We start from the raw sequence: 26,998 nt of genomic DNA, 5'->3' as shown, positions 1-26,998 counted from the left end.
TTTAACTTATTTTATTTGGTTAATAGATTGTTGTGTTTCAATTATCATTTGTCAGTTATACAAATAGCATAGCATTATTTTTATCTTTCACCTCTTTATAATAAGTCTCCTTATTCGTTCGAAGTGTTTGAACAGGCAAACCAAAAAGGTACTTCTTAATTGAAGTGACTTTCGTGATTAATTGCCCCATTTTAATGCTGTATCGTTTTTCGTATTGTGTTTGACGTTTAATATATAAAATTTTCATGTTTTCTGTTTTAAATGTATTACAATTAACTGTTATTATCTGGTTAATCGCATTTCAATGTTTCTGGCCTCAAACCCTTCATTTTCAAAAAGCTTAATCATTGGGTTGTTTTTATTAATATGTATCGCAATGGCCCCTCGGCAATACGATTTGGTGTGTTTAATCAATTCTGAAGCAATGCCTTGGTCTGCAAATTCTTCTTTGACAGCAATATACACCAAAATATTTTCTGACAAATACTCGTTCATCCCCGTTTTATTCACAACTACTGCCCCTACAATTTCAGTTTTATGCTCCATTAAAAATACAAAACCACCTAACCCTGCAATTTCCTTAGCCGCATATAACAACGATTTCCTTATGGCGCTTTTAGAATCTCTAAATTCACCAGAATTCGCATATATAAAATTCGCTGTACGGTTAATATCGTTAATTGACAACCTCGTAAAGGCATCAAATGTTTTTATGGTCATTGACATGATTTCGGACATAAAAAAGTGTTACTTGTATGTATTAGACAGAACAAGAGGCTATTTAAAATAAAATTTACCTATTAAATAACCATCAAAAGCTCGTACGGATTATTTAAAAGGTAAGGGTTTAAAATAAATTTGATAAGGATCGAAGCGCTAACGAGAAGGTGGAATAAATTTGTCAGACTGGTTTCTAAAAACTAGAAAGTTGAAGTTAAATATTCTGCAATTTTTTTCATTTATTCCTTTACTCATTAGCCAAATTTACGTAAATATAGCCCCATAAGCAAATTTGAAACGTTAAGATATTTTAACAAGAAAAATACTAAACAAAAAAAAGCCCCCAAATTGGGAGCTTTATCAATCATTTATAGAAATGATTATTTTTTTTCTGGAGCGTTAAGTTTTGTACTTAATTCCATTGAAATGGCCGATTTATCGAATTTCAATTTTCCAGACAAGGTTTCTAACACACAGGTATGGTCTTTATCATTCAATTCTAAAACCTTAGCGTGTAAACCACTTTTCGTGATTACTTTATCACCACGTTTTAACTCGGCTGCAAATTTCTTTTCTTTCTTGGCACGTTTCATTTGTGGTGCAATCATAAAGAAATACACAACAACAAACATTAATACAAATGGCAACATACTGCCTAAACCTTCACTCATTTATTTATAGTTTTAGCTTGTTAAGCTGTTAATTAACTTTTCGCAGCTTCTGGCTTTACAAATGCAGTAATTCTAACTACTTCTGTACCTTTTTCAGTATTCGCTGTAACCGTAATCGATTTTGTTACTTTATTAGATCCACTACCGTTAAACTTTACTGTGAATTTTCCACTGGCCCCTGGCGCTAATGGCTCTCTACTCCAATTTTGAGGTACTGTACATCCACAAGAACTTTTAATATCAGTAATCACCAAAGGTGCATCACCAGTATTCGTGTAATTAAACACAGTTTCTACAGGTGTTTTAGCTACTATTTCACCAAAATCATGCTCTTTCTTATCAAATTCTAATACTGGGAAGTTTGAAGCATTTGCGTCACGTTCAGCCGCTGCCGTTACATTTGTTTCTTCTATTTTCGCTGCTGCGTTATCCTTACAAGACGTAAATGCAACTAAACATAAGGTGGTTAACCCTAAAATAACTTTTTTCATAAATCCTTCTTTTTTATAGTTTTGGTGTGTAAAAATAGTAATATTTTAAGCTTTTAAAAATTTTTGCAATTTTCTTAACAGTTCTTAACAGGAACAGATTACATCAATCCGCGTCCAATTTTATTTAAGTTCCCTTCAGCTTCATACTCCTTTACCAGTTTATCTAATATACCATTAATAAAGATGCTACTTTTAGGTGTAGAATATTCTTTAGAAATTTCTAAATACTCATTCATGGTCACTTTCACAGGAATTGACGGAAAATTTTTAATTTCAGAAATAGCCATTTGTAAAAGCACGTAATCAACGTTTGCGATACGATCGGCATCCCAGTTTTTTGTTTTTTGCTCAATCTCTTTATTAATGGCCGAACGATTCAACAAGGTTTTCTTAAACAATGTTACAGCAAACTGCTTATCTTCAATATCCTTATATAATTTTGGTGTAAAGTGCTTTTCAGGAGATGTGAGCTTCGCTTTTCTAAGTAACTTTAAAATGGTGGTGTTTACCGTTGGTAAATCGTCTAACCAGGTTAAGTTTTTATCTTCTATATACTCGTAAAGCTTTTCGTTAGGTGCAATAATGTCTTTAAAAACATCGACTATAAAACTTCGGTCTTCTTTAAAATCTGAAACGCGTGTTTTCATGTATTCGGCATACAACTCGCTTGAAGTAATGGCCTTAAAAATAACATCAACATACTCACTATCTAATTCCCAGTTGATATGGGCATTACCCTTAATCTCATCTTCTAATTGAATGTTGTCTTTTAAAAGTTTGAGAAGCTCGTTGTTTACAAACTTTCTATTCGGGTCTTTATCTTCCTTGGTTGCAAGGTGTTTGTTTTGTTTCTTCTGTAAATCGCTTTCAGCTCGCTTTTGCACTTCAATCAATAAAGAGATGATTAAAAGGTACAAATTGTACATATTTTCAATACTGTAGACTAAAAACTTCTGATCTTTACTAAAATCATCACTTTCACTACCTTTAAATGCATACATGGTTTGCATTACTTTTACGCGGATATGTCTTCTGCTTAACATCATTACAAAGAACTTTAATTAAAAAAGATGAAGTGTTTCATTGTTTTCACGCCGCAAAAATAACACTATATTTAAAAACAAATACAGTATTATAGGTTTTATTATGAGAAAATAGCGTTAAGATTATTTAACAATTCACATAAAAGCGAGCCCGTATTAATTATCTTTTATACCCTATATTTGCCCTACTATTTTAAACATTGAATGAAAGAATTACAACACCTAAATAAATACTTCTTAAAATATAAAACCCACCTCCTTACTGGTATTGTAATTACCATAATTGCTAGAATTTTTCTGCTTTTTACACCACGATATGTCAAGCAAATTTTCGTAATTATTGAAAACTACCTCAAAGGTGGTGTTACCGAGGCTGCAATTAAAGCCGATTTAACCGAAGCCATTTTATACATTATTGGCGCCGCAATAATTGGTGGTATCCTTACTTTTTTCATGAGGCAAACCATCATTAACGTTTCACGTTATATCGAGTACGATTTAAAAAATGAAATTTACGAGCAATACCAAAAACTCTCCTTAAACTTCTATAAAAAAAATAGAACAGGTGATTTAATGAACCGTATTACCGAAGATGTTGGCCGTGTTCGTATGTATGCTGGTCCAGCCATAATGTATAGCATCAACACCATCGCGCTTTTTGTGATCGTGATTATTTATATGTTTAATGCTTCGCCTAAATTGACCCTTTACACCATTTTACCTTTACCTATTTTATCAGTTATCATCTATAAACTGAGTAAAGAAATACACAAACGCAGCACCATAGTTCAGGAGTATTTATCAAAACTCTCTACTTTTACGCAGGAATCTTTTAGTGGTATTTCAGTTATTAAGGCTTATGGTATGGAGCCACAAACCGCTCAAAATTTCAACATTTTAGCTAAGGAAAGTAAAGATAAGCAAATAGACCTCACCAAAGTGCAAGCTTGGTTTTTCCCTATGATGGTTTTACTTATTGGCGTGAGCAACTTACTCGTTATCTATATAGGTGGGATGCAATATATTGATGGGGAAATAGAAAGCATTGGGACTATTGCCGAATTCATTATATATGTTAACATGCTCACCTGGCCGGTAGCAACTGTAGGTTGGGTAACGTCTATTGTACAACAGGCTGAAGCTTCTCAGAAACGTATCAATGAGTTTTTAAAAACGGTTCCTGAAATTAAAAACGATGTATCAAGTCACACCGAAATTACTGGAGGCATTACCTTTAAAGATGTCTATTTCACTTATGACGACACCAATATACAGGCCTTAAAAGGCATCAGTTTTTCAATTCAAGCTGGTGAAACATTAGCCATTTTAGGAAAAACAGGTTCTGGAAAATCAACCATTTTAGATTTGGTTGGTCGCCTTTATGATATTGACAAGGGTTCTATTTTAGTTGGCGACACTGAAATCAATCAGCTTAACTTAAATGATTTAAGAAACAATATCGGCTACGTGCCACAGGATGCTTTTTTATTTTCCGATAGCATCAAAACGAATATCAAATTTGGAAATCAAGAAGCCACTGATGACGATGTGATTGAAGCTGCTAAAAATGCGCAAGTTCACAAAAACATCATGAAATTCAATAAAGGTTATGATACCGTTTTAGGAGAGCGTGGGATTACGCTTTCTGGCGGACAAAAACAGCGCGTTTCCATTGCGAGAGCGATTATAAAATCACCTAAAATATTGTTATTTGACGATTGTTTGTCTGCTGTAGATACAGAAACGGAAGAAAAAATATTAAAAAACATCAATAAACTCTCTACAGACAGAACGAGTATCATTGTAAGTCACCGTATTTCTTCAGCCCAAAATGCCGATAAAATTATCGTTCTAGATGCTGGTGAAATTGTACAAGAAGGCACACACAATAATCTCATCAATAAAGAGGGGTATTACAAAGAACTTTATTTAAAACAACTTAGCGAGGACAGCTCTAACTCACTGTAAATCTTTACACTAAAACAACAACAAAAGTCCTTTTTTTTAATTATATGCAACGAAACCTGACATTTCAAAAAGAAAGCTCAAAATTTGTTGTTTAGTAACTGTTTTTTTTAGATTTTTGATATTATTATGATGATAAATAAATTTTAATAGAACTATGAATAATAACGGTATGATGGAGAAAGAGGAAATATTTTCAAAAGTTTTAAGAGCAGGAAGACGCACTTATTTTTTTGATGTAAGAGCTACTAAAGCAGATGATTACTACTTAACAATCACAGAAAGTAAGAAGTTCACAAATGACGACGGATCATTTCATTACAAAAAACATAAAATTTATATCTACAAGGAAGATTTTTCAGAATTTAAAGAGATTTTAGCTGAAATGACCAATTATATCATTAAAGAAAAAGGTGATGAAGTTATTAGCGAGCGTCACCAAAAAGACTTCAAAAAAGAATACGACCCTACAAGTCGTGTTACTGAAGATGAATTAAAAACACCTGATAGCTTTACCGATATTAGTTTTGATGATATCTAAAATTAAAGGAATATAAAATTATAAACCGTTAAGCTTAAGTTTAGCGGTTTTTTTATGCTATAGTTTGTCATTCTGAACTTGATTCAGAATCTCATCATACTTATAACCACACATTCTGTCGATCTGTATCAAGTTCCGACGATAGTAAATTTACTTTTTAAAGGGCTCTGTTTTATACTATAATTTAAAATTTTACAGCCAACAATACCACGGTTAAACTAAGCGCCACATAGATCAAGGCCAACAACCAACCAAAACACAACCCAAGAATTAAAGCTGTAAGCAATAACCAAAGTGGCCCCAAAACTATGGTAACCGCAAATCTAAAGGTCGCCACAAACTCTAGCTCCTTAATTTTTGGTTGGGCGTAACGCTTCCAAACCAAATAAGGCATGATATAGTTAATAATTAACAGCCTTCTGAACAGCTTTTTCAATCCCACAAACGTTTCTTTAGGTTTTGGTACTGGAGATTGAAAATTATTTTTGATACAGGTATTTACGGCCTGAGGTTTAAGATAATCAACATTTAAAGCTTCAAGTTTACTAAGAGATTCGCTGTATGTTTCAAGTGGCACCACCGTTGTGAGCTCAGATAATTCCGCTTGAACTCTAGATTTTAAATGTACCAAATCCTGATTTCTTTCTCCGGTACAAATAGCTCTAGCCTTTATGGGCTCTCCATAAAAAATAGACACGCTATCTGGAAACATTAAGGGGTCTTCATAATTTAAACCTACAGGAAGCAATTGTAAATCGGTTTCAGGGTGCTTTTTTAAGGTGTCTAAAACAATTCTTGTAAAGCCTTTGCTTAGCGGACGAATGGTTCGCTTTAAATCATGACCACCTTCAGGAAATATTACCACAGCCTCATCTTGGCTTAACAGCTTTGTGCATTTTTCAAATATAGCATTGTTGTTTGTGAGATTCCCCCAGCCATCACGAATACGATAAACGGGTAGCATTTGAAACACATGAAACAATTTTGCTAATGCTGGTTTTTTAAACACCCCTGCACGGGTTAGAAAGTGAAAGAAGCGCTTGCAGGTCACTGCGATTAACAACGGATCTACCAATCCATTTTGATGATTACTTAATATAAGGACAGATTTATCCTTTGGCATACGCTCCTGATTGTAAACAGTGATTTTTTTGAAATAGAAAAACATTCCTAATTTCATATAACCTCTTACAATACTTAAAAAAATATATTTCAACGATCTTATTTCTTATATTAATAACGCTTACAAAAACAGTCTGGTTTTCATATTAACTTACAGCTGTTCCGTTTTTCACTTTAGTTTCAGGGTTCAAAAGTACTACATCTTTAGCATTCACAGCACCTATTAGCAAACATTCACTCATGAAATTTGCTATTTGTTTCTTCGGGAAATTAACCACAGCAACCACCTGCTTGTCAATTAAATCATCTTTTTTATAAAGCGTGGTAATTTGAGCTGATGTTTTTTTAACCCCTAATGACCCAAAATCAATATATAATTGATAAGCTGGATTTCTAGCTTCTGGAAAATCATGCACTTCTATAATAGTGCCTACGCGTAAATCTACTTTTGTAAAATCTTCAAAAGTTATTAAGTCTTTCATTTTTTAAAAATACAATTATTCACGAAATTTGAGCAAACTTTATTATTATGGCAGATACTCCATCAAATATGCTTCCCTTAGGAACCACAGCTCCTTATTTTGAACTTCTTGATACCATAAGTCAAAAAAACTTAAACTTAAATGATTTAAAAGGAGACCGAGGCACCGTTATCATGTTTATTTGTAACCATTGTCCGTTTGTGATTCATATCAACAAGGAAATCGTAGCACTAGCAAACGCTTACGCGGAAAAAGGCATCGGATTTATCGCCATTTCAAGTAATGATGCTGTTAAATACCCGCAGGATGGTCCGGAGAAAATGATCTTACACGCAAAGAACGAAAACTACCCCTTCCCCTATCTTTACGATGAAAGCCAAAGTGTTGCAAAAGCCTATGATGCCGCTTGCACACCAGATTTTTACTTGTTTGATGGGGATTTAAAATTGACCTATCGCGGACAACTAGACGACTCTAGACCTGGAAACGGTAAACCCGTTACTGGTCATGATTTAAGACAAGCTCTAGATTGTTTGATAGACGCTAAAGAAAATACCACGACACAAAAACCAAGTATAGGTTGTAGTATTAAATGGAAATCTTAGTTAAGCTTTAATTGCCAAATTCCAACATGCTGCCAAGTATCAAATTTATAACCCACTTCTTTTAGGTGAGCTACTTTTTCGAAGCCAAATTTCTCATGAAGTTTAATGCTTGAATCGTTAGGAATGGTAAGCACCCCTAAAACCGTATGAAAATCACGCTCAATGAATTGGGCAATGAGTTCTGCATATAGCTTGGTTCCAATAGCCTTGCCTTGGGCATCATGCTTCACATAAACTGTAGATTCTACCACATCGTTGTAAGCTGCCTTTGGACGAAACCGACTTCCGTAAGCATAGCCTAAAATTTCGTTGTTTTCTTCAAAAACTATAAAGGGATAATCTTTATAAATTTGCTCTATTTTGATTTGAAACGCTTCTAAAGTTAACGCATCAATATCAAAAGTAGCCACAGAATTTAAAACATAATAATTATAAATATCTAACACCGCTTGGGTGTCTTTTTTTTTGAGGGATCTTATCATTTTAATTATAATCTTTTTCGATTTATAGTATTTTCAATGTGTGCATAGTGGTGATTACTATGCCAGGCATAATTACTTATTTGATAATTAAGCTTCACTTCACTGTTTGTTTCAGGATGAATGAAACTTTTGTTTAAATCTGCTATAGACAAGGTTCTCAATAAGTATACCAATTTAAAATGAATAGCCTTGATATGATGCAGAGACATTTCTATAGGAGCTGATTTAGAATCTACAAGCTCAGCCCAGCGGTCTTCAAAATACGCTTTTATCACAGGTGTGTCTTCTGTAAGCGCCCATTTAAACCGTGTATAACTGTGATGATGACTATCAGAAATATGATGAACAACCTGTCTAATGGTCCACCCACCTGGTCTATATACGGTATCCAATTGGTCATCATTTAAACCGCTTACTAGTTTTTCTAAACGATTTGGAAATTCTTCTAAAACAGAAATCCAATTCTTAATACTTTCTTCTGAAATGTTTTCAGGACATTCAAAATGTCCGATTGGATATTTTAATTTCTCAAGTGTTTCGTCGGTCATAGGCATTGATTATATACCAATTATAACCTAAAATGAGCCCTATAATTTGTTTCTATTAAACTCATATTTCAAACTATTTAGGGCGCCTTTTAAATCATAATTGGTATTACATCTGAAAATTACGCAAATAGAAATTCATAAAAAACAAAAAAGGCTGTTTAAAGTTACATTTAAACAGCCTTTATAAAATTATAATTTAAACGATTATTTCACGTCCATTAATTCTACATCAAAAACTAAAGTAGCATCTGCAGGTATAACCCCTCCAGCACCTCTACTTCCGTATCCTAAGTGACTAGGGATCACAAAACGTGCTTTATCACCAATACTTAATAATTGGATACCTTCATCCCATCCAGCGATAACTTGTCCCATTCCTAATGGAAAATCAATTGGTGCGTTACGCTTGTATGACGAATCAAAAACAGTACCATCAGATAACTGCCCTTTATAGTGTACAGAAACGGTTTTACCTTTTTCAGCTTTAGCCCCTTCACCTTTTTGAATGATTTGGTAGCGTAAACCACTATCAGTTTTACTAAAACCAGCAGCTATTTTATCCAATTCAGCTTCGGCAGCAGCCTTAGCTTCAGCAATACGTTTTTCTCTAGAACCTTCAAAAGTTCTAAAAGCTTCAACAGCATTAAACGCTTCGGCTTCAGCACCAACACGAATAATTTCTAATGAATCAATTTTATCACCTTGAGCAATAGCATCAACAACATCTTGTCCTTCTAAAACTTTACCAAAAACAGTGTGCTTATTATCTAACCAAGACGTTTCAACGTGGGTGATAAAAAACTGACTCCCGTTTGTACCAGGACCAGCGTTAGCCATAGATAAAACTCCAGGACCATCATGTTTTAAATCTGGGTGAAATTCGTCATCAAATTGGTAGCCTGGGTTTCCAGAACCAGTCCCTTGAGGACAACCACCTTGAATCATAAAATCAGGAATAACTCTGTGGAATTTTAAACCATCGTAGTATTTTGTGCCTTGAGGCTTAGCAGAATTTTCTAAATTCCCTTCAGCTAAAGCCACAAAGTTACCAACTGTACCAGGTGTTTTTTGAAATTCTAAAGCAACTAAAATTTCTCCTTTTGTAGTATTAAATTTTGCGTATAATCCGTCTTGCATTGTTCTATTTTTTAAGAAAGCACAAAGATAGTGATTGCAATAAGATTAATAAATTTAGTAAAGCTTTTTTTTAAGCGTAGCACTTCCTCTACTTAACTCCTTTACTACTTACCTCCTAAACTCCTGAACTCCTCAATTCGCTACCTCACTTATAAACTTAATCCGATACAACCTCAACTCTTCATCATCATAATCGCCATCAAACTCATCAATAGCTTCGGTAATATTATCAGATTCTGATTCCATGAAATAGTCGTGAATCTCTTCCTGTTGGTCTTCGTCTAAAATATCATCAATCCAATAATCGATATTCAATTTGGTACCAGAGTACACAATCGCCTCCATTTCTTTAATAAACTCTTCCATGCTTAAGCCTTTAGCCGCAGCGATGTCATCAAGAGGCAGTTTTCTATCAATATTTTGAATGATGTATAATTTATTAACCGAGTTACTTCCCGTAGATTTCACTACCAAATCATCAGGGCGTGTGATATCATTTTCATCAACATATGTTGCAATCAGTTCAATAAAACTTTTACCGTATTTTTTGGCCTTACCTTCACCAACACCGTGTACATTAGCCAATTCTGCTAAGGTAATTGGGTATTTTAAAGCCATATCTTCTAAGGATGGGTCTTGAAAAATCACAAAAGGTGGCACGCCTAATTTCTTAGCATTCTTTTTACGTAAATCTTTAAGTAAACTCATTAATGCGGCATCAGAAACGGCTCCTCCTGTTTTTTGAGCAGTAATCACAGTTCCATCTTCTTGTGCACCTTCAAAAATATGATCTTCGGTCATTAAGAAGGATACTGGGTTTTCAATAAAATCTCGACCAGCATCTGTGAGTTTAATCACGCCGTAAGTTTCAATGTCTTTTTTAAGATAACCAGCCACTAAGGTTTGTCTTAGAAGGGCCATCCAATATTTCTTATCATGGTTTTTACCCGTACCAAAAAAAGGCTGCTCGTTACTTTTATGAGAGTTAATCAAGGCATTTTCCTGCCCTACAATAACATTTACTAAATCTTTAGATTTATACTTGGCGTTCGTATCACGAATCACTTCAAGCAATAATTTAACTTCCGTTTGAGCTTCGGTTTTCTTTTTAGGATGTCTTACGTTATCATCCATATCACCACCTTCACCGGTGGCATTATCAAAGTCTTCCCCAAAATAATGAAGAATAAATTTTCTACGCGAAATGGATGTTTCCGCGAAAGCGACAACCTCCTGCAGTAATGCATGCCCTATTTCCTGTTCGGCAACGGGTTTACCTGACATGAATTTTTCTAGTTTTTCAATGTCTTTGTACGCGTAAAAAGCCAAACAATGGCCTTCACCACCGTCTCTACCTGCACGACCTGTTTCCTGGTAGTAACTTTCAATACTTTTTGGAATATCATGGTGGATGACAAAACGCACATCGGGTTTATCGATACCCATACCAAAGGCAATGGTAGCTACAACCACATCAACATCTTCCATAAGGAATTTATCTTGATGACTAGAGCGTGTTTTAGCATCTAACCCCGCATGATAAGGCACAGCATTGATTCCGTTTACTTGTAAAACTTGTGCCAATTCTTCAACACGTTTTCTACTTAAACAGTAAACAATACCAGATTTCCCATCGTTTTGTTTGATAAATCGAATGATATCGGCGTCAACATCTTTAGTTTTTGGCCGAACCTCGTAGTATAAATTAGGTCTATTAAAGGATGCTTTAAACGTTTTAGCATCATGAATCCCTAAGTTTTTTATAATATCTTCTTGAACTTTTGGTGTCGCGGTTGCAGTTAAACCAATAATTGGAATATTATCGCCTATACGTTTAATGATATGACGTAAATTTCTATATTCTGGTCTAAAATCATGGCCCCACTCACTAATACAGTGGGCCTCATCAATGGCCATGAATGAAATTTTCACAGATCTTAGAAACTCAACATTTTCCTCCTTGGTTAAGGATTCTGGTGCTACATATAACAACTTGGTTACCCCGTTGGTAATATCTTCTTTAACCTGTTTAATTTCTGTTTTATTCAGTGAAGAGTTTAAAACATGGGCTATACCATTTTCTTTAGAAACACCGCGAATGGCGTCTACTTGATTTTTCATTAAAGCAATTAAGGGGGAAACCACAATGGCTGTACCTTCTTGCATTAATGCTGGTAATTGGTAACATAAAGATTTACCGCCACCAGTTGGCATGATCACAAAAGTGTGTTGCCCTGATAATATACTTTCTACAACTCCTTCTTGTAGTCCTTTGAATTGATTAAATCCAAAATACTTTTTTAAAGCTGCATGTAAGTCGTTTTTTGCTATTGACATCAATTTAAAATAATTATTTTACTTGCTTCTTCTTAATAAAATAACCAAAATCAAAGAACTAATAATTTAATGTAATTAAAGATCCCTCATTTATTTTTTCGTTAGTTTTGTAACGAAAATTCAAATTACATTTAAAATTCAATTCTGATTATTACTTAAAGATACTAAATTCTTTAAAAATCAGATCAAAAATACGAAATTTTGAAAGACAAAAAGTCTATTATTAATATTGCCAAGCAGACCATTGAGATGCAAAGTCAGGCTATTGCTAACTTATCTAACTTTGTTACCGAGGACTTTGCTAATGCCGTTAATCTGATTTATGACTCCAAAGGTCGAGTTATTATCACCGGAATTGGTAAAAGTGCCATTATTGGAAACAAAATTGTAGCCACTCTAAACTCTACAGGAACTCCTGCTGTTTTTATGCATGCCGCCGATGCCATTCATGGAGATTTAGGCCTCATTCTTGAAGATGATGTGGTGATTTGCTTATCAAAAAGTGGTAACACACCAGAAATAAAAGTGATTGTTCCGCTAATAAAACGTGCGAAAAATAAATTAATAGCCATTACTGGGAATGAAAACTCGTTTTTAGGTCAACATGCTGATTTTGTACTGAATGCATACACCGAAAAAGAAGCTTGTCCTAATAATTTAGCACCAACCACCAGTACAACAGCACAATTAGTTGTTGGAGACGCCTTGGCCATTTGCTTACTAGAATTACGAGGTTTTACCAGTAATGATTTTGCAAAATACCACCCAGGAGGGGCTTTAGGAAAAAAATTATATTTAACAGTTCATGATATTTCATCGGTAAACGAAAAACCTCAAGTGGGGCCTGATACCAGTATTAAAGAGGTGATTATTGAAATTACCGAAAAGATGCTTGGTGTCACCGCGGTCGTTGAAAATCAAAAAATCATTGGTATCATTACTGATGGTGATTTGCGTAGAATGCTCTCTAAAGTGGATGATTTTTCTAGTTTGAGAGCTAAAGACATTATGGGGGCTAATCCTAAAACGATCGCCTCTAAAGCCATGGCTATTGAAGCTCTAGAAGTAATGGAAAGTAACGAAATCTCACAATTATTGGTAGAAGAAGATGGAAATTACGCCGGTATTGTTCATTTACATGATTTAATCAAAGAGGGGATTATATAATGGCGAAAAAGAATATTAACGAGATGTCTTTTTTAGACCATCTTGAAGATTTACGTTGGCACCTTATTCGTATTTGTGGTGCTGTTGTTTTAGTAGGAACATTGGCCTTTATTTTTAGTCGATTTATCTTCAACGAGATCATTTTCGCCCCGTTAAACATGAGTTTCCCTACTTATGATTTCCTTTGTAAAACGGCTAATTTATTGGGCTTAGACACAACATTTTGTAATGAAAAAATTCCACTTATATTACAAAACCGAACCATGGCCGGACAGTTTTCTGCCGATATTTGGACAGCCATTTTAGGCGGATTCATCATCTCATTCCCCTATATTATTTACCAACTATGGAAGTTTGTAAGCCCTGGTTTACACAGCGACGAACGTAAACACTCTAGAGGTTTCATCATAATTTCTTCGGTACTATTTTTTATTGGCGTACTGTTTGGCTACTATATTGTCACCCCTTTATCTATAAACTTTTTAGCCAATTACAGCATCTCTGAGATGGTGGATAATCAAATTGATATTAGTTCTTATATTGCCTTGGTGCGCTCTTCGGCATTGGCCTCTGGACTTATTTTTGAATTGCCTATTATTATCTATTTCTTTACTAAAATAGGCTTAGTAACCCCAGAAATTTTAAAGAAATACAGAAAATATGCTTTGGTTATCGTACTCATTCTATCCGCTGTTATTACTCCTCCAGATATTGCGAGTCAAGTCATTGTAGCTATTCCTATATTAATTTTATACCAAGTAAGTATTCTTATTTCTAAAATTGTAGTTAGAAACCAAAAACGTAAAGAAAAACAACATGTCAAATAAGGTTCAAGAGTTCAACGACTACCGCGCTAAAATGAACGATAAAATTTTAGCCGACAACAATAAAATTATAAAACGTATCTTCAATCTAGATACTAACGCTTTCGCGGAAGGCGCCTTAGATGTTAAAACAAAAGAACTACTAGGGTTAGTCGCTTCTACCGTTTTACGTTGCGATGACTGTGTAAAATACCACTTAGAAACCTCCTACAAAATAGGTTTAAAAAAGGAAGAAGTTGTTGAAGCTTTGAGTATTGCGACCTTAGTTGGGGGCACGATTGTTATTCCGCATTTACGTCGGGCTTATGAGTTTTGGGATGAGCTAGAAACCCAAAGCTAACCCTAATATAAATAGAAAAATTACGACCTTACTCCTTATCAATTTAGTATTTTTGGCATTCAGTACATAAGATTATGATTTTAAAAGCTCAAAATTTAATGAAGTCCTATAGCGGACGAAAAGTGGTAAAAGACGTTTCTCTTGAAGTTAAACAAGGGGAAATCGTCGGACTTCTAGGCCCTAATGGTGCCGGAAAAACCACCTCTTTTTACATGATTGTAGGCTTGATAAAACCTAATGGCGGACATATATTTTTAGACAATACTGAAATTACCAAATACCCCATGTACCAACGTGCCCAAAACGGTATTGGTTACTTAGCACAAGAGGCCTCAGTATTTAGAAAACTAAGTATTGAAGACAATATTTTAAGTGTGTTACAGCTTACGAAGCTTTCTAAAAAAGAGCAGCTTCATAAAATGGAGGCCCTTATTGATGAATTTAGTTTGGGGCACATTCGTAAAAGTCGTGGTGATTTATTATCTGGTGGTGAGCGTCGTCGTACCGAAATTGCACGTGCCTTAGCTACCGATCCTAATTTTATTTTACTCGATGAACCTTTTGCAGGGGTTGACCCTGTTGCCGTTGAAGATATTCAACGTATTGTAGCGCAGCTTACCAAAAAGAATATTGGTATTTTAATTACAGACCACAACGTACAAGAAACTTTAGCCATTACCGATAGAACTTATTTAATGTTTGAAGGTAGTATTCTTAAAGCCGGTGAGCCAGAAGAACTCGCCAATGACGAGATGGTTAGAAAAGTTTATTTAGGTCAGAATTTTGAATTGCGTAAGAAGAAGATTCGGGAGTAGCTGGGAGTGTTGATTTGTTGAATCGTTTATTTGTTTAACTGTTCTCGACTCCGCTCGAACACCATAAATAAACAACTTCAGAAGTGATGTTCGAGCGAAGTTGAGAACCTGTATTCTTTATTATAAAATCGGAACATTTATGTTTTTAACCGTATAATCGGTGGCCATTTTTTTCATTTTTAACTTTTCACGATTAACGATTCACGTCTCACGTTTTGCATCTCACGATTCACTTTTAACCAACCTAAGGATTCGTTTAAAAACTTCCACAACAATAAAAGCGCTTAAACCAATTAAAATTCCGAAAATTAATTCTCTTACCACAAAAGGCAGCTCATCTAAAAAGTGGTGAAACAGCTCAATATGATGGACAAAAATACCACCTGACACAAGTAATAAGGCAATAGTACCTACTACTGACAAGGTTTTAATCACCCACGGCAGCATATTGACAAGTAAGCCTCCTAATAGGCTAGACCAACTTTTCTTACTATCGTTTAAACTGATGAGTTTAAATCCGAAATCATCCATTCTCACAATGAGTGCTACAATACCGTAAACCCCAATAGTTGCAATTAAAGCAACAATGCTCACTACAAGAATTTGCGTTAAAATGGGCTGTTCCACCACCGTGCCTAAAGCAATGATTACAATTTCTATAGACAGGATAAAATCAGTTAAAATAGCAGCCTTAATTTTCTTTTTTTCAGCTATTACACGTTCTTCTTTCGTTATATTGACTTTTTCTTCTTTTGGTAGCTCATGCTTTCCTTTTGGCGGAAACAAAAAATGAATTACCTTTTCTACCCCTTCAAAAGCCAAATACACTCCCCCTAAAATTAAAGCTAAGGTGATCCCCCATGGCGCAAAAGCACTTAACAAAAAGGCTATAGGCAGAATAATTAATTTATTAAGCAGCGAGCCTTTTGTAATGGCCCATAAAACAGGTAACTCTCTAGAAGCCATAAAACCAGTGGCTTTCTCAGCATTTACCGCCAAATCATCACCTAAAATACCCGCTGTTTTTTTAGCTGAAACTTTACTGATTACAGCTACATCATCCATTAAACTGGCGATATCATCTAATAGTGCAAAAAAACCTGATGCCATGATTTTATTTTGAAGTTACATTATCGAATACCGATAATATGAGGTACAATAGAATAATTGCAGGTATAGCTATAAATTTTAAAACTACAATAAACACAAGTGATAAGATTAAAAACACATAACGTATCGCATTATCTTTAAAACCAAAGTTTTTAAACTTTAAGGCAAATAATTTGATATCGGCATTTAAAATATAGCAGCTTAAAAAAGTAAGCCCTATTAAAAACCATTTATTAAGAATAATTGCTTGAATCACCTCACTACTCTGAAACTCTAAAATTAAAGGCAAGCCCAAAATTAATATGGTATTGGCAGGCGTTGGTAATCCTTTAAAGTAAGACTGTTGTTCTTCATCGATATTGAATTTAGCCAATCGATAAGCCGAACCAAGCGTGACTAGGAGTCCGAAAAACGGTAAAATCATATTAAACTCCAAATTTTCGAAACTTAAAGCTGTTAGTTCAGAAGCTTCTGAATCACCCCAAACTGGAAGTGATAGCTCTAGCAACTTGTACATCACGATCCCTGGCACCAAACCACTAGTAACCATATCGGCTAAAGAATCTAACTGCAAGCCCAGTTCACTAGAAACATTAAGTTTCCTTGCAGCAAAACCATCAAAGAAATCAAAAAATATACCCAGAAACACAAAAAAAGCAGCGCTTACAAGTTGATTATTGACTGCCAAAATCACCGCTATGCTTCCGCTGAATAAATTTAAAAGTGTTAGCGCATTAGGTATGTGTTTCTTCATAATTTAGATGAAATGGTTTTAGTTTTTTACTATTTATACTTAGTCTGTCATGCTGAGCTTGTCGAAGCGCAACTTAATCAATGCTAATCATGTCTTTCGACAGGCTCAAGCTGACATATCAGGTTCCTGACAAAACACTCTAATTTACGTTTCCTAATTCCAAGAATTAAAACAACAACTTTTTCAAATCGAGCTCAAAATTTCAGTAAAAATAACAAACAAATTTCGGCTGTAATAACGAATAAACAATAACTAGTATAAATTGCAGTTTATAGGTTTATAATTTATGTGCATATTTGTAAAAAATTTACATTTGAGAACCAACCTAATCGTATTCATTTTTATCCTTTCGCTTTCTGCTTTTGGACAAACCGCTAGAAAATACTCTAACGAGTTTATGAATATTGGTGTTGATGCTGCGGCTTTAGGCATGAGTAATGCTGTAACCTCGCATTCCGCCGATGTTAATTCAGGCTATTGGAATCCCGCAGGACTTTTAAAACTAGAAGACAATCAAGCGGCACTTATGCACTCCAGCTACTTTGCCAATATTGCCAATTACGATTATGCGGCTTTCGCCATGCCTTTAGACGATCGTAGTGCTGTGGGGTTCTCGCTCATTCGTTTTGCTGTTGATGATATTCTTAATACCACTCAACTCATCGATGCGCAAGGTAATATTAACTATGACCGAATTAGTTTATTCTCTACTGCAGATTACGGCTTAACCTTTTCATACGCCAGGCACCTCCCCGTTCAAGGACTAAATTACGGCGTAAACGCCAAAGTGATTAGACGTATTATTGGTGAATTTGCCACTTCCTGGGGTTTTGGCTTGGATTTTGGAATGCAATTTGAAACCAACAACAACTGGAAGTTTGGTGTGATGGCTAGAGATATTACAACGACTTATAACACTTGGGCTATTGATGAAGAACAGTTTGAAACCATACAAGATGCTATTCCGGGTGAAAACCAAGATTTACCAGAAACGACCGAACTCACCATTCCGAAACTACAAGTAGGAATCTCAAAAAAAGTCAACTTTAATTACGATTATAGCTTACTGACTTCAATGAATTTAAACGTACGATTTGAAGAAAACAATGATGTGATATCCTCCTCGTTTGCAAGTGTAAATCCAGCATTGGGTTTTGAATTTGGTTATATCGATATGGTATACTTACGTGGTGGTATGGGGAATTTTCAAAATGAACTTCAAATTGACCATTCTGAACAATTAACCTTTCAACCAACCTTTGGCGTAGGCTTTAACTACAAAGGCATTCAGGTGGATTATGCATTTACAGATATTGGTGATCAAAGTGTGGCTTTATATTCTAATGTCTTTTCATTGAAACTCGATTTTAGTATTTTTAGATGATGCAAAAAACACTAAGTATTCTCTTTTTCCTTTTAGCAATTTCGCTAAGCTCAGCCCAACAACATATTTTATCTGAAACCGCCACAATAAGTGTACTCACTGTGGGTCCTGGCAATAACTTAAATGATGCTTTTGGACACAGTGGCTTCAGAATTAAAGACCGTTTATCGGGGCTTGATGTGGTTTATGGCTATGGCGAATACGATTTTGACACGCCTAACTTTTATTTAAAATTCGCTCAGGGTAAGCTAAATTATTTAATCAGTAAAACGGAATACAACCGTTTTTATCAAATATACCGCTACTACGACCGCTCGATTCGTGAACAAACCTTAAACCTTTCGCAAGCGGAAAAACAAAAGCTATACGATTATTTAATTGATAATTACAAGCCTGAAAATCGAGGATACTTGTACGATTTCTTTTTTGATAATTGCGCAACTAAAATCAAGGATGTGACTAGTATTGCAGTCAATAACAACATCACTTTTAACACCCCTAAAGATTTTGAAGACGCAAGCTTTCGTACACTCATTCAAAATGAACTGAACAAAAACTCTTGGGGCAGCTTGGGCATTGATATTTGTTTAGGTTCGGTAATCGATAGAACTGCCACACCTGAAGACCACATGTTTCTGCCTAAAAACATTTATATATTCTTTGAAAACGCAACCATTCACGGTAACAACACCCCACTTGTGGCATCTCACCGCGTTTTATACGAACAACAAAACATAAAGAAGCCAAACAACTTTTTTAGCAGTCCCCTATTCATTTTAGGACTTCTTAGTGCGTTCATCATGTTTATCACTTTTCAAGATTATAAGAAGAAAAAGCAAAGCAAGTGGCTTGATGTGGTGATATTTGTTGTTACAGGTATTATTGGCGTGCTACTACTACTTCTTTGGTTTGCTACAGACCATCAGGGTACGCATCATAATTACAATCTGCTTTGGGCATTTGCTTTAAACCTTTTTGTGATTGGTCAGTTTTTTAAGGCTACACCTTCCGCCTGGTTTGTGAAATATGTAAAACTACTAATTATCCTATTGTGTCTAATGACTTTACATTGGATTATTGGCGTGCAAGTTTTTGCGATTGGATTGATTCCTGTGGTTTTAGCTTTGTTGGTTCGGTATGTTTATTTAGTAGTTAGGCGTAATTAGACCGCACATCAAAAATCATCGACAGAACAAACAATACGGATTATTTTATTATATTTGTACGTATAAAATAATTCTGTTATGGATACTAAACTAACATTAAAGCTTAATCAACATATTATTGAAAAAGCAAAAGAGTATGCTTCCAACAAAAAAATGAGTTTGTCTAGAATTGTAGAAGCCTATTTACAATCTTTGACATCTGAAAGTGACACCTCTGAATTTGAAATTTCACCATTCGTAAAAAGTATCTCAACCGGAACTGAAATTCCATCTAATTTGGATAATAAAAAAGAATATTCAGATTTTTTAATTGAGAAATATAAATGAGTAAAAGAATATTTATAGATACCAATGTGATGTTGGACTTTCTAGGAGAGCGCAAGCCATTTTACGAACCGATTGCAAAAATCGCAACGTTAGCTGAAAAAGAAAAATTAACAATGGTTGTATCCCCTATTTCGTTTGCTACTGTAAACTATTTTCTCGAAAAATTTGAGAACGGAAAAATAGCAAGAGAAAAACTAAGAAAATTTAAGATAATCTGTCAAATATGCTCACTCGATGAACAAACGATTGAAAAAGGACTCAATTCCTCAATTAAGGACTTTGAAGATGCTTTGCAATATTTCAGTGCAACAGAATCAGAATGTGAAATAATAATAACAAGAAATGGAAAGGACTTTAAAAAATCATTGTTACCTGTTATGACAGCAGATGAATTTTTAAAATCTTTGAGTAAAATATAACTACAACCAACATTGCTATGGGTAATTGCTCGTTCTCGCCTACTTCTGAAAATCCTAGCCACTACTCATAGCCTAGAACCTCAAGGGCTTAAGATGGTAAATAGTAATTTAAGTAGGCTTAGATTAAAGCACTACTGTCCTCTTAGGAAGACTACGGTACTCATGGTTTTTACTAAGATTATCATATCGAGATAGAAGCCGCGGTGTTTGATGTAGTATAAATCATACTGTAGCTTCAGTAAACTATCATCTAACGATGCGCCATATCGGGTTTTCACTTGCGCCCAACCTGTTAATCCAGGTTTTACGATGTGACGGGTTTCATAAAACGGTAATTCCTTTGACAAAGCATCTACAAACACTTGGCGTTCGGGCCTTGGTCCGACAAAACTCATGTCCCCTTTTATGATATTGATAAACTGCGGAAATTCATCTAATCTGGTATGACGCATAAATTTCCCAAAAGGTGTAATTCGTGCATCGCCCTTCTGTGCCCATACGGCCCCTGAATCCTCCGCATTTTTAATCATGGTACGGTATTTTATAATCTTAAAAGGTTTACCATTTTTACCCACACGTTCTTGTGTATAAATGAGTGGTCCACGATTTCCTATAAGGTTTCCAGCTAATATAAGCGGAAGAAAAAGGAGTCCGATTGATAAGCCTACTACCGATAGTATTAAGTCGAAGATTCGTCTAAAAAACAGATATAATTTATTTTGATTATTTCTACTAAAGGGGAAATATTTATAAAAATCCTTTCCTACAAACTGAACCGGCACCCTTTGAGTCATTTCCTCATAGACGTTTGTGTATTCATTAATAGGAAAACCTTCCTCAAGTAACTTGATTAGTGTCTTATAAATCTCTGGTGTAATCGTTTCAGCGTGATAACTGGCTACAATAACTTCCGAAATGCCTTCCGAAGCAATAACATCTTCAATAGCATCAGGGTGATACTCTTCAACTCCTTCAATTTGAATACTGTTTTGCTTATCCGTTTCACAATTCACAAAAGCAACAATCTTATAATTGGGGTCGGTTTCATCAAAAGCACGAACGACCTTTTCAATGGTACTAATTTCACCAATGATCAATACTTTTTTATAGAACCTAGGAGATGTAATTAATAAGATATAAGCCCATCTCCACACAAAAAGCGCAACGAGCATGGCAAAATAAAACACTAAAATTTGAAGTCGGTTATTGGGTAAAACTGGCGTATAAAAAGGTGTTAGCAGGTAAAATAACACCGTTACAGAAACCGTAATACCAATTCCAAAAGCAATGCTTTCAATTTTGCTGGATTTCTGTAGATCGTAAAGTTCGAAAATGGAGCCGAAAACAGAAACATACAACACCAATACAAACACCCAAGTCCAATTCTCCTTGTTTATGGTAAAATAATCAAAATGAAGAATTTGGCTTACTAAATACAAGACCCCCAATATAGAAAACACATCAAAAATTCGTAATATTATTTTACGTTCTGATATATTAAAATGCAGATTACTTTTAGCCATGGATTAAATTTTTGAGGGATGGTAAAGATAATAAGTCCGTTACACTATACCTGACTTTCATTAAAAACTTTCAACCATTGTTTTTCAACATTTTTCCAGGCGTATTGTTCGGCAGCTTCACGAGCCTTTAAAGTCATGTTTTCTATTTGTGAGGTGTTTTCGGAAAATTTCATAATCGTATTAGCAAAAGCCTGTGCATCATTGGGTTTTACTAAAATGCCGGTTTTATGATTTTCTATCAAAAAAGGCATGCCGCCGACATCGGTAGAGACCACAAACAATCCTAAAGCCATGGCTTCAATCACACTTACCGGCATGTTATCTACATTGGTGGTGTTTATGAAAATGTTATAATTTTTTGAAAGGTCAATCCACTCTTGTTTTGACAATTTCCCTGTAAAGGTTACCTGAACACCTAGGCTTTCAGCATAATCTTTGGTGCTCTTCAAGCTTCCGTCTACCTCTGGGCCAACCATGCATAATTCAGCAGAAATTTTCTTGTCTTTTAAAATTTTCAGAATATCAACGGCTAATTTCGGATTATATATTTCAGAAAAAGAACGCACCCAAAGTAACTTAATCACCTTAGTAGTGCGTAATTCGAACGGATAATTACTTAATTCTATGGTGTTAGGAATACAAATCGTATTCGAATAGCCAAAAGCTTCAAAATTTGACTGGGTATATTGAGAAGGCGCTACATTTATATAAGCACAATTGAATAATAGTTTTGAAAGCCTTGGAGTGTGCTTCAAACGATTTGGTAAATTTCCGCCGTGCAAAATCGGGACGTATTTAATTCCCAACCACTTGCTTAGACTTCCGCAGCAAACAGCATAATAAAAATTATCTGTACTGTAGGTATCAATAAGTACATAATCCAAACCCTTTCTGTGCTTCACAATACGGCTAAGCATATCCAACAAACGCCATATTTTATTTGCTTTACTAGAGGCCGTAATCACATGGTAACCAGAATTAGTCAGCAACCGACTTAAGGTATCGATGGTTGTAACTGTTTTGTTGCTTTGGGCTAACTGGTTGCCTATGTAGAGTAGTTTTTTCATAAAGTTTTAAGCAGACTCTCCTTCTGTTTTTTTAGGTTTTACTGGAGTTTTATAACTCACATTTAACAAGGACAGCGCATAAACAAACCCTGGAGCCGCAATACGCATCGCCGAATGATTTATGGTTAGCAACCAGAAAAAATAAAAGGAAAAGAAAAATAAGTTTTGCCTGTTGCCGATGCGGTAAACTAGCGGTGCAAACAATAGAATTGAAAAGGCCAAAATCCCCATAAGTCCGTGTTCTGAAATAATACGGCTCATTTCGTTGTGTGAGGCAGCTACTATTCCTGTTTCATTGAATCGAATTTCTTTTATCTTCCCCACGCCTACCCCAAAAAAAGGGTGATCTAAAAACTCATTAAATTCTTGAGTAAATAAATCGACACGACCGGTGGTCACATCTTCCTTTTCGCGTCCCGCCGCATCCTGATTCGCATAACGTTTATCCAAATACCCGCTGGTTTGAATAGAACTCACCAACCAAATAAGCACGATTGCTCCGGAAAAAATGAGTCCTAAAAACTTAATTTTGAACTTCGTTTTTAAATTCCCTTTTAGGTAATACATGCCTAAAAAAGCAATAATCATAATTACTGCTGTAATCACGCCGCCTCGACTTAAGGTAGCTAAAGCCCTAAAACTTAACAAACCTAAAAGTATCAAGTCGAAAGTTTTATGCCAAATCGCTTCCTTGGAAATAAAAAATCGAACCGCTAAAACAAAAATACCGATCCCTAAAACTGTAGCCACTTGGTTAGGACCAAAACCTCCTGAGGTTGCAAAATTTGAACCTGTACCTGTAATTACCTCCCTTAAATCAGGTGTATACAAAAACAAATAAGTGGTTATGCTTACTAAGGGCAATAAAAAAGCCCATAGAATAATTTTTAATTGGTTGATGGTTACGGTGCGCCTATAACAGAAAATAGCGGCAATCCCCAAACAAACAGGACCACTCAAATTAAAAGCAATCGCTTTCCTGATATTCGTTTCAAAGCCCATATCGGCAACGGCTACGAAAATACCCGGAATTAACAGCAGGATATACACCACATAAATTAAAGACTGCCTAGAAAAACCATTACTCAAAATGCCCATCACAGAAAATACAATCACGAGATATTTGCTTGCTTCATAAAAAATAGTACCCCCATTCATCCTTAAAAACACTTCGATTCCTACCACATAAGCACAAGCTATTAAAACATAGAAGGATTTATACTTTCTAGAAGCCTTTAAAATTTTATAACTAAAAAAAACTGTAGTAAATAAAAAGTATAACAAAGCCAGAGGTTGAAAAAGGTACACTCCAATGGCCAAAACCACATGAAAACCGAGCAATTTATAAAATAAGGTCAGTTTCATAATTTATGTGAATTATATATGGAGATTAAAGATTCTATAACAGCTGTTTCTGAAAAATCACTTAATACTTTTGCTTTTAAATGCGTTGCAGCCAAATGTCGTAAATTTTCATGCTCTATATACTTTAAAATGGCTTGAGATAAATCTTTATGGTTATTTGGCTCAACCAAAATACCTTCGTTAGGCTTCGATACCACCTTATAGCAGTCTCCCACTTGTGTAGCCACCACAGGGAGCCCTGCTAAACCATATTCTAATAATGCTAAAGGTAAACCTTCAGACTTTGACCCTAAAACGCCAATATCACCTTGCTTTAAAACATGGTTGATATCTGTACAACTACCGTAAAGAAAAACATTTTTATTTAAGTGGTTTTTATTAATATAGCCTTTAATTTCTGAAGCATAATCATCTTTAAAATCCTTTCCAAGCAAATGCAACGTCCAATCTGAATATTTTTCTAATACTAATTGGAAAGCTTTTAGGAGATTTAGGTGGTCTTTTTGCGGACGCAAATTTGCCAAACACAAAATACGTTTGCCTTTGGTTCCTTTTAACCCAGTCTTGGGTTTATTGGTATCCACTTGAGCGAAATTAGGTAAATAGGATACTGGTACTGATGGCAGTTTAGTTCTAGCCCATGCTTCAAGTTTCGAATTCACCGTAAAAATGTGGCTAAACCATGCCGAGCACCTTCTTAACACAAACAATGGTCGGTTTTCTAAAAACTCACTGTTCCCGTAATGGTCGTGCCAGACTAAAATCAGTTTCGGATTTAATATTTTTATAAGTGTGGCCAAAAAGAACGAAGTGGCATGGGCATGAATCACATCTATGTGCTCCTGCTTCACGAACGTACTTAAACGCTTTATTGCAGATAAATCAATCGTTTTTTTTCTATTTAAAAACAGATACCCTACATTTTCAGAAAGACTCTCTTTAAGCAATCCTTCTTCTCGAGTAGCACACAAATAGGCCCCCTCTAAACGAGACGTTAATGCATTGGCGTAATTTACTGCCATGCGTTCGGCGCCCCCCGCATTTAAAGAATCTATTAGTTGTAATACCCGCACTTTTGCTTTTTAAGGGATAAATATAATTGTATTCTTTAAAAGGACATGGGGTATGGGTAGTTTTTTGATGGATTGGTTGTTGGGTTGGGTTGTTACGCGGAGATGCGCGGAGATTTCACGGAGGATCAGCAAGGGTTTCAGACACAGATTTCACTGATTTTCACAGATTTCACCTCGAAATCTTATTTTTGACACGAATTTTTACCAATTTTTTACTTAATTCACCTTGCGACTAAGCAGTATTTCGAGAAATTATTACGCCGAAATACGCGGAGATTTCGCAGAGGATCACCGAGAGTTGGACTTGCAACAAAAAACTTTATCTAAAAAAAATCCTATAGTCAGACCAACTTTTGGGTGAATGTATGCAATTAAAATTTTTGACCTCATAATTCACCTAGAACTTTGATTAACTGAAGATCTCAATTTTTCAGTATGCACATTTTACTTTCTGAAATCTTCTCAGGGATCGTTTTTAATTGTTCAAATCCTTCTCCTGAAATAAAATTTTTCATATTAACACCTTGTTGTATATTACACACATACGTTTTTGAATCTTGCCAGTTTGTTTTTTCATATACTGTTTTATCTAACTCCCAATTATTAGTATCAACATACTTAATGTAATGAAAAGATTGAAAATTTCCACCATCAGGAAATACTGTATGTAAAACAAATGTATTTTCATCCTCTTTTGAAGGGTAAATATCCTTAATTATGTTTCCTCCGTCTTCTGAAAAATTAACACTTTTCAAAGCAAAAACATATCTATTGTTTTCTTTACAAAAGAAATACACCCCATTTCCCTTATAAGGCTTATTACTCACCACTTTATCCATAATACCATCATTATTAATGTCTATATCTTTAATAAAGAAATCCTTATTGTTTTTAAAGACCGAGAATGATTTGACCTGGCTATTTAATTTTGAGTAATAATCGATCAGTGAATATTTTAAAGGTTTTCCCTGAACATAATCTATAATAAACCATGAGTCTTTAAAATCCTTCTTGTTTATTGTCATACTTTCTTTAACGAAAGAAAAACTATTTTTTGAAGAACACACAACATCTTTAAAATTCAGAATCTTTGTGATTTCCGCCATGTAAAAACTAGCATCATCGGCTATTGTATAAAAGTTATCCTCTCCATGTTTTTTTTTGAGCATTTCTATTTCTGCCGTATTTGGTATAACGAAAATAATATTAGGAGAGGTGATTATCGTATCGGAAACAGCGTAGGTGTATGTACTTTGAGTTAAAGTTAGATTTTCTGATTTTGTTTTTAATTTTCTCTCAATAGTTTTTGATTTTTCTTGTCTACAAGAGCAAAAAAAACATAGCGTTAAAACTAGTAAAATCCTTTTTTTCATTATTGATTTATTTGAATATGATAACGTTTCTTTGGAATCAGATATGATATTCTGTACTCACACACTTTATAGGATAGTGTCAAATAATGATTAGTATTTTAATTCCTGAGAAGAGTCAATCAACTAATTGTCTAGTTTTTTTTTGAA

The 26,998-nt window shown here is 34.8% G+C and carries 29 protein-coding genes; 11 read left to right on the top strand and 18 right to left on the bottom strand.

Annotated features, from left to right (window positions below; translation table 11 throughout):
* Window positions 1–55 precede the first annotated feature (55 nt).
* The 5 genes from F6U93_RS11675 to nusB form a co-directional block, all read right to left on the bottom strand.
* On the bottom strand, window positions 56–247 hold the full coding sequence (locus tag F6U93_RS11675; RefSeq protein ID WP_150940009.1) for a hypothetical protein: 192 nt from the start codon (window positions 245–247) through the stop codon (window positions 56–58).
* Window positions 248–282: 35 nt separating this feature from the next.
* Window positions 283–720, bottom strand: a complete 438-nt coding sequence (locus F6U93_RS11670) for a GNAT family N-acetyltransferase (RefSeq protein WP_225312684.1) — start codon at window positions 718–720, stop codon at window positions 283–285.
* Window positions 721–1,100: 380 nt separating this feature from the next.
* Window positions 1,101–1,391, bottom strand: coding sequence for a preprotein translocase subunit YajC (gene yajC, locus F6U93_RS11665; RefSeq protein WP_150940006.1), 291 nt, complete (start codon window positions 1,389–1,391; stop codon window positions 1,101–1,103).
* 32 nt (window positions 1,392–1,423) lie between these two features.
* The gene (locus tag F6U93_RS11660) at window positions 1,424–1,882 is read right to left on the bottom strand and encodes a DUF1573 domain-containing protein (protein WP_150940005.1); all 459 of its coding nucleotides are present in this window, start codon (window positions 1,880–1,882) and stop codon (window positions 1,424–1,426) included.
* Between the two features lie 98 nt (window positions 1,883–1,980).
* Entirely contained in the window at window positions 1,981–2,892 is a 912-nt protein-coding gene (gene nusB, locus F6U93_RS11655; RefSeq protein WP_191963514.1) for a transcription antitermination factor NusB, read from the bottom strand.
* A 237-nt stretch (window positions 2,893–3,129) separates the two neighbouring features.
* Here nusB and F6U93_RS11650 point away from each other — a divergent pair, with 237 nt between their 5' ends.
* Both F6U93_RS11650 and F6U93_RS11645 read left to right on the top strand, forming a co-directional pair.
* Entirely contained in the window at window positions 3,130–4,893 is a 1,764-nt protein-coding gene (locus F6U93_RS11650) for an ABC transporter ATP-binding protein (protein WP_150940001.1), read from the top strand.
* Window positions 4,894–5,047: 154 nt separating this feature from the next.
* On the top strand, window positions 5,048–5,431 hold the full coding sequence (locus F6U93_RS11645) for a PUR family DNA/RNA-binding protein (protein ID WP_150939999.1): 384 nt from the start codon (window positions 5,048–5,050) through the stop codon (window positions 5,429–5,431).
* 184 nt (window positions 5,432–5,615) lie between these two features.
* On the opposite strand, the gene F6U93_RS11640 is transcribed toward F6U93_RS11645, so the two are convergent.
* Window positions 5,616–6,647, bottom strand: coding sequence for a lysophospholipid acyltransferase family protein (locus F6U93_RS11640; protein ID WP_150939997.1), 1,032 nt, complete (start codon window positions 6,645–6,647; stop codon window positions 5,616–5,618).
* A 52-nt stretch (window positions 6,648–6,699) separates the two neighbouring features.
* Complete coding sequence (locus F6U93_RS11635; RefSeq protein WP_150939996.1) at window positions 6,700–7,035, bottom strand: tRNA-binding protein; 336 nt, start codon at window positions 7,033–7,035, stop codon at window positions 6,700–6,702.
* A gap of 47 nt (window positions 7,036–7,082) precedes the next feature.
* On the opposite strand from F6U93_RS11635, the gene F6U93_RS11630 reads away from it, so the two are divergent.
* Window positions 7,083–7,640 (top strand): thioredoxin family protein, encoded by a 558-nt coding sequence (locus F6U93_RS11630; protein ID WP_150939994.1) that lies wholly within the window; start codon window positions 7,083–7,085, stop codon window positions 7,638–7,640.
* On the opposite strand, the gene F6U93_RS11625 is transcribed toward F6U93_RS11630, so the two are convergent.
* The 4 genes from F6U93_RS11625 to recQ form a co-directional block, all read right to left on the bottom strand.
* Window positions 7,637–8,122, bottom strand: a complete 486-nt coding sequence (locus F6U93_RS11625; RefSeq protein WP_150939992.1) for a GNAT family N-acetyltransferase — start codon at window positions 8,120–8,122, stop codon at window positions 7,637–7,639. The two genes, F6U93_RS11630 and F6U93_RS11625, sit on opposite strands and share 4 nt — an antisense overlap.
* Window positions 8,123–8,127: 5 nt before the next feature.
* Window positions 8,128–8,670 carry a YfiT family bacillithiol transferase gene (locus tag F6U93_RS11620; protein ID WP_150939991.1) on the bottom strand — a complete coding sequence of 181 codons (543 nt, stop codon included), beginning with the start codon at window positions 8,668–8,670 and terminating at the stop codon, window positions 8,128–8,130.
* A gap of 204 nt (window positions 8,671–8,874) precedes the next feature.
* Window positions 8,875–9,807 (bottom strand): peptidylprolyl isomerase, encoded by a 933-nt coding sequence (locus F6U93_RS11615; protein ID WP_150939989.1) that lies wholly within the window; start codon window positions 9,805–9,807, stop codon window positions 8,875–8,877.
* Window positions 9,808–9,939: 132 nt separating this feature from the next.
* Complete coding sequence (gene recQ, locus F6U93_RS11610; RefSeq protein WP_150939987.1) at window positions 9,940–12,144, bottom strand: DNA helicase RecQ; 2,205 nt, start codon at window positions 12,142–12,144, stop codon at window positions 9,940–9,942.
* Between the two features lie 201 nt (window positions 12,145–12,345).
* Between recQ and F6U93_RS11605 the strand changes: the two genes are divergently transcribed.
* The 4 genes from F6U93_RS11605 to lptB all read left to right on the top strand — a co-directional run bounded on the left by F6U93_RS11605 (window position 12,346) and on the right by lptB (window position 15,290).
* Entirely contained in the window at window positions 12,346–13,311 is a 966-nt protein-coding gene (locus F6U93_RS11605; RefSeq protein WP_150939985.1) for a KpsF/GutQ family sugar-phosphate isomerase, read from the top strand.
* Window positions 13,311–14,138: a twin-arginine translocase subunit TatC gene (gene tatC, locus F6U93_RS11600; RefSeq protein WP_150939983.1), complete on the top strand. Its 828-nt coding sequence runs from the start codon at window positions 13,311–13,313 to the stop codon at window positions 14,136–14,138. The genes F6U93_RS11605 and tatC overlap by 1 nt, the downstream gene beginning before the upstream one ends.
* Entirely contained in the window at window positions 14,128–14,475 is a 348-nt protein-coding gene (locus F6U93_RS11595; protein ID WP_150939981.1) for a carboxymuconolactone decarboxylase family protein, read from the top strand. The genes tatC and F6U93_RS11595 overlap by 11 nt, the downstream gene beginning before the upstream one ends.
* Before the next feature lie 74 nt (window positions 14,476–14,549).
* Entirely contained in the window at window positions 14,550–15,290 is a 741-nt protein-coding gene (gene lptB, locus F6U93_RS11590; protein WP_150939978.1) for an LPS export ABC transporter ATP-binding protein, read from the top strand.
* 222 nt (window positions 15,291–15,512) lie between these two features.
* Here lptB and F6U93_RS11585 read toward each other — a convergent pair whose 3' ends face one another.
* Both F6U93_RS11585 and F6U93_RS11580 read right to left on the bottom strand, forming a co-directional pair.
* Entirely contained in the window at window positions 15,513–16,400 is an 888-nt protein-coding gene (locus F6U93_RS11585) for a DUF808 domain-containing protein (protein ID WP_150939976.1), read from the bottom strand.
* A 4-nt stretch (window positions 16,401–16,404) separates the two neighbouring features.
* Window positions 16,405–17,154, bottom strand: coding sequence for a CDP-alcohol phosphatidyltransferase family protein (locus tag F6U93_RS11580; RefSeq protein ID WP_150939974.1), 750 nt, complete (start codon window positions 17,152–17,154; stop codon window positions 16,405–16,407).
* Window positions 17,155–17,467: 313 nt separating this feature from the next.
* Here F6U93_RS11580 and F6U93_RS11575 point away from each other — a divergent pair, with 313 nt between their 5' ends.
* The 4 genes from F6U93_RS11575 (at window position 17,468) to F6U93_RS11560 (ending at window position 20,450) form a co-directional block, all read left to right on the top strand.
* Window positions 17,468–18,538: a putative type IX sorting system protein PorV2 gene (locus F6U93_RS11575; protein ID WP_449421230.1), complete on the top strand. Its 1,071-nt coding sequence runs from the start codon at window positions 17,468–17,470 to the stop codon at window positions 18,536–18,538.
* Entirely contained in the window at window positions 18,535–19,704 is a 1,170-nt protein-coding gene (locus F6U93_RS11570) for a lipoprotein N-acyltransferase Lnb domain-containing protein (protein WP_225312683.1), read from the top strand. Before F6U93_RS11575 ends, F6U93_RS11570 begins: the two co-directional genes overlap by 4 nt.
* Window positions 19,705–19,782: 78 nt before the next feature.
* Window positions 19,783–20,031 carry a DUF6364 family protein gene (locus F6U93_RS11565; protein WP_150939970.1) on the top strand — a complete coding sequence of 83 codons (249 nt, stop codon included), beginning with the start codon at window positions 19,783–19,785 and terminating at the stop codon, window positions 20,029–20,031.
* Window positions 20,028–20,450 (top strand): type II toxin-antitoxin system VapC family toxin, encoded by a 423-nt coding sequence (locus F6U93_RS11560; RefSeq protein WP_150939968.1) that lies wholly within the window; start codon window positions 20,028–20,030, stop codon window positions 20,448–20,450. Before F6U93_RS11565 ends, F6U93_RS11560 begins: the two co-directional genes overlap by 4 nt.
* Before the next feature lie 131 nt (window positions 20,451–20,581).
* Here F6U93_RS11560 and F6U93_RS11555 read toward each other — a convergent pair whose 3' ends face one another.
* The 5 genes from F6U93_RS11555 to F6U93_RS11535 all read right to left on the bottom strand — a co-directional run bounded on the left by F6U93_RS11555 (window position 20,582) and on the right by F6U93_RS11535 (window position 26,851).
* Window positions 20,582–21,973 (bottom strand): sugar transferase, encoded by a 1,392-nt coding sequence (locus F6U93_RS11555; protein ID WP_150939966.1) that lies wholly within the window; start codon window positions 21,971–21,973, stop codon window positions 20,582–20,584.
* Between the two features lie 44 nt (window positions 21,974–22,017).
* The gene (locus F6U93_RS11550; RefSeq protein ID WP_150939964.1) at window positions 22,018–23,040 is read right to left on the bottom strand and encodes a glycosyltransferase family 4 protein; all 1,023 of its coding nucleotides are present in this window, start codon (window positions 23,038–23,040) and stop codon (window positions 22,018–22,020) included.
* A gap of 6 nt (window positions 23,041–23,046) precedes the next feature.
* Window positions 23,047–24,405 (bottom strand): O-antigen ligase family protein, encoded by a 1,359-nt coding sequence (locus F6U93_RS11545; protein WP_150939962.1) that lies wholly within the window; start codon window positions 24,403–24,405, stop codon window positions 23,047–23,049.
* On the bottom strand, window positions 24,402–25,478 hold the full coding sequence (locus F6U93_RS11540; RefSeq protein WP_150939960.1) for a glycosyltransferase: 1,077 nt from the start codon (window positions 25,476–25,478) through the stop codon (window positions 24,402–24,404). The genes F6U93_RS11545 and F6U93_RS11540 overlap by 4 nt, the downstream gene beginning before the upstream one ends.
* A 422-nt stretch (window positions 25,479–25,900) precedes the next feature.
* Window positions 25,901–26,851, bottom strand: coding sequence for a hypothetical protein (locus F6U93_RS11535; protein WP_150939958.1), 951 nt, complete (start codon window positions 26,849–26,851; stop codon window positions 25,901–25,903).
* Window positions 26,852–26,998 lie beyond the last annotated feature (147 nt).

Origin of the sequence: Pseudotamlana haliotis, from assembly GCF_008806375.1 — a bacterium.
GTDB classification, from domain to species: Bacteria; Bacteroidota; Bacteroidia; order Flavobacteriales; family Flavobacteriaceae; genus Pseudotamlana; species Pseudotamlana haliotis.
The sequence above is the reverse complement of the archived record's forward strand: the minus strand, read 5'-3'. Positions and strand labels throughout refer to the sequence as shown.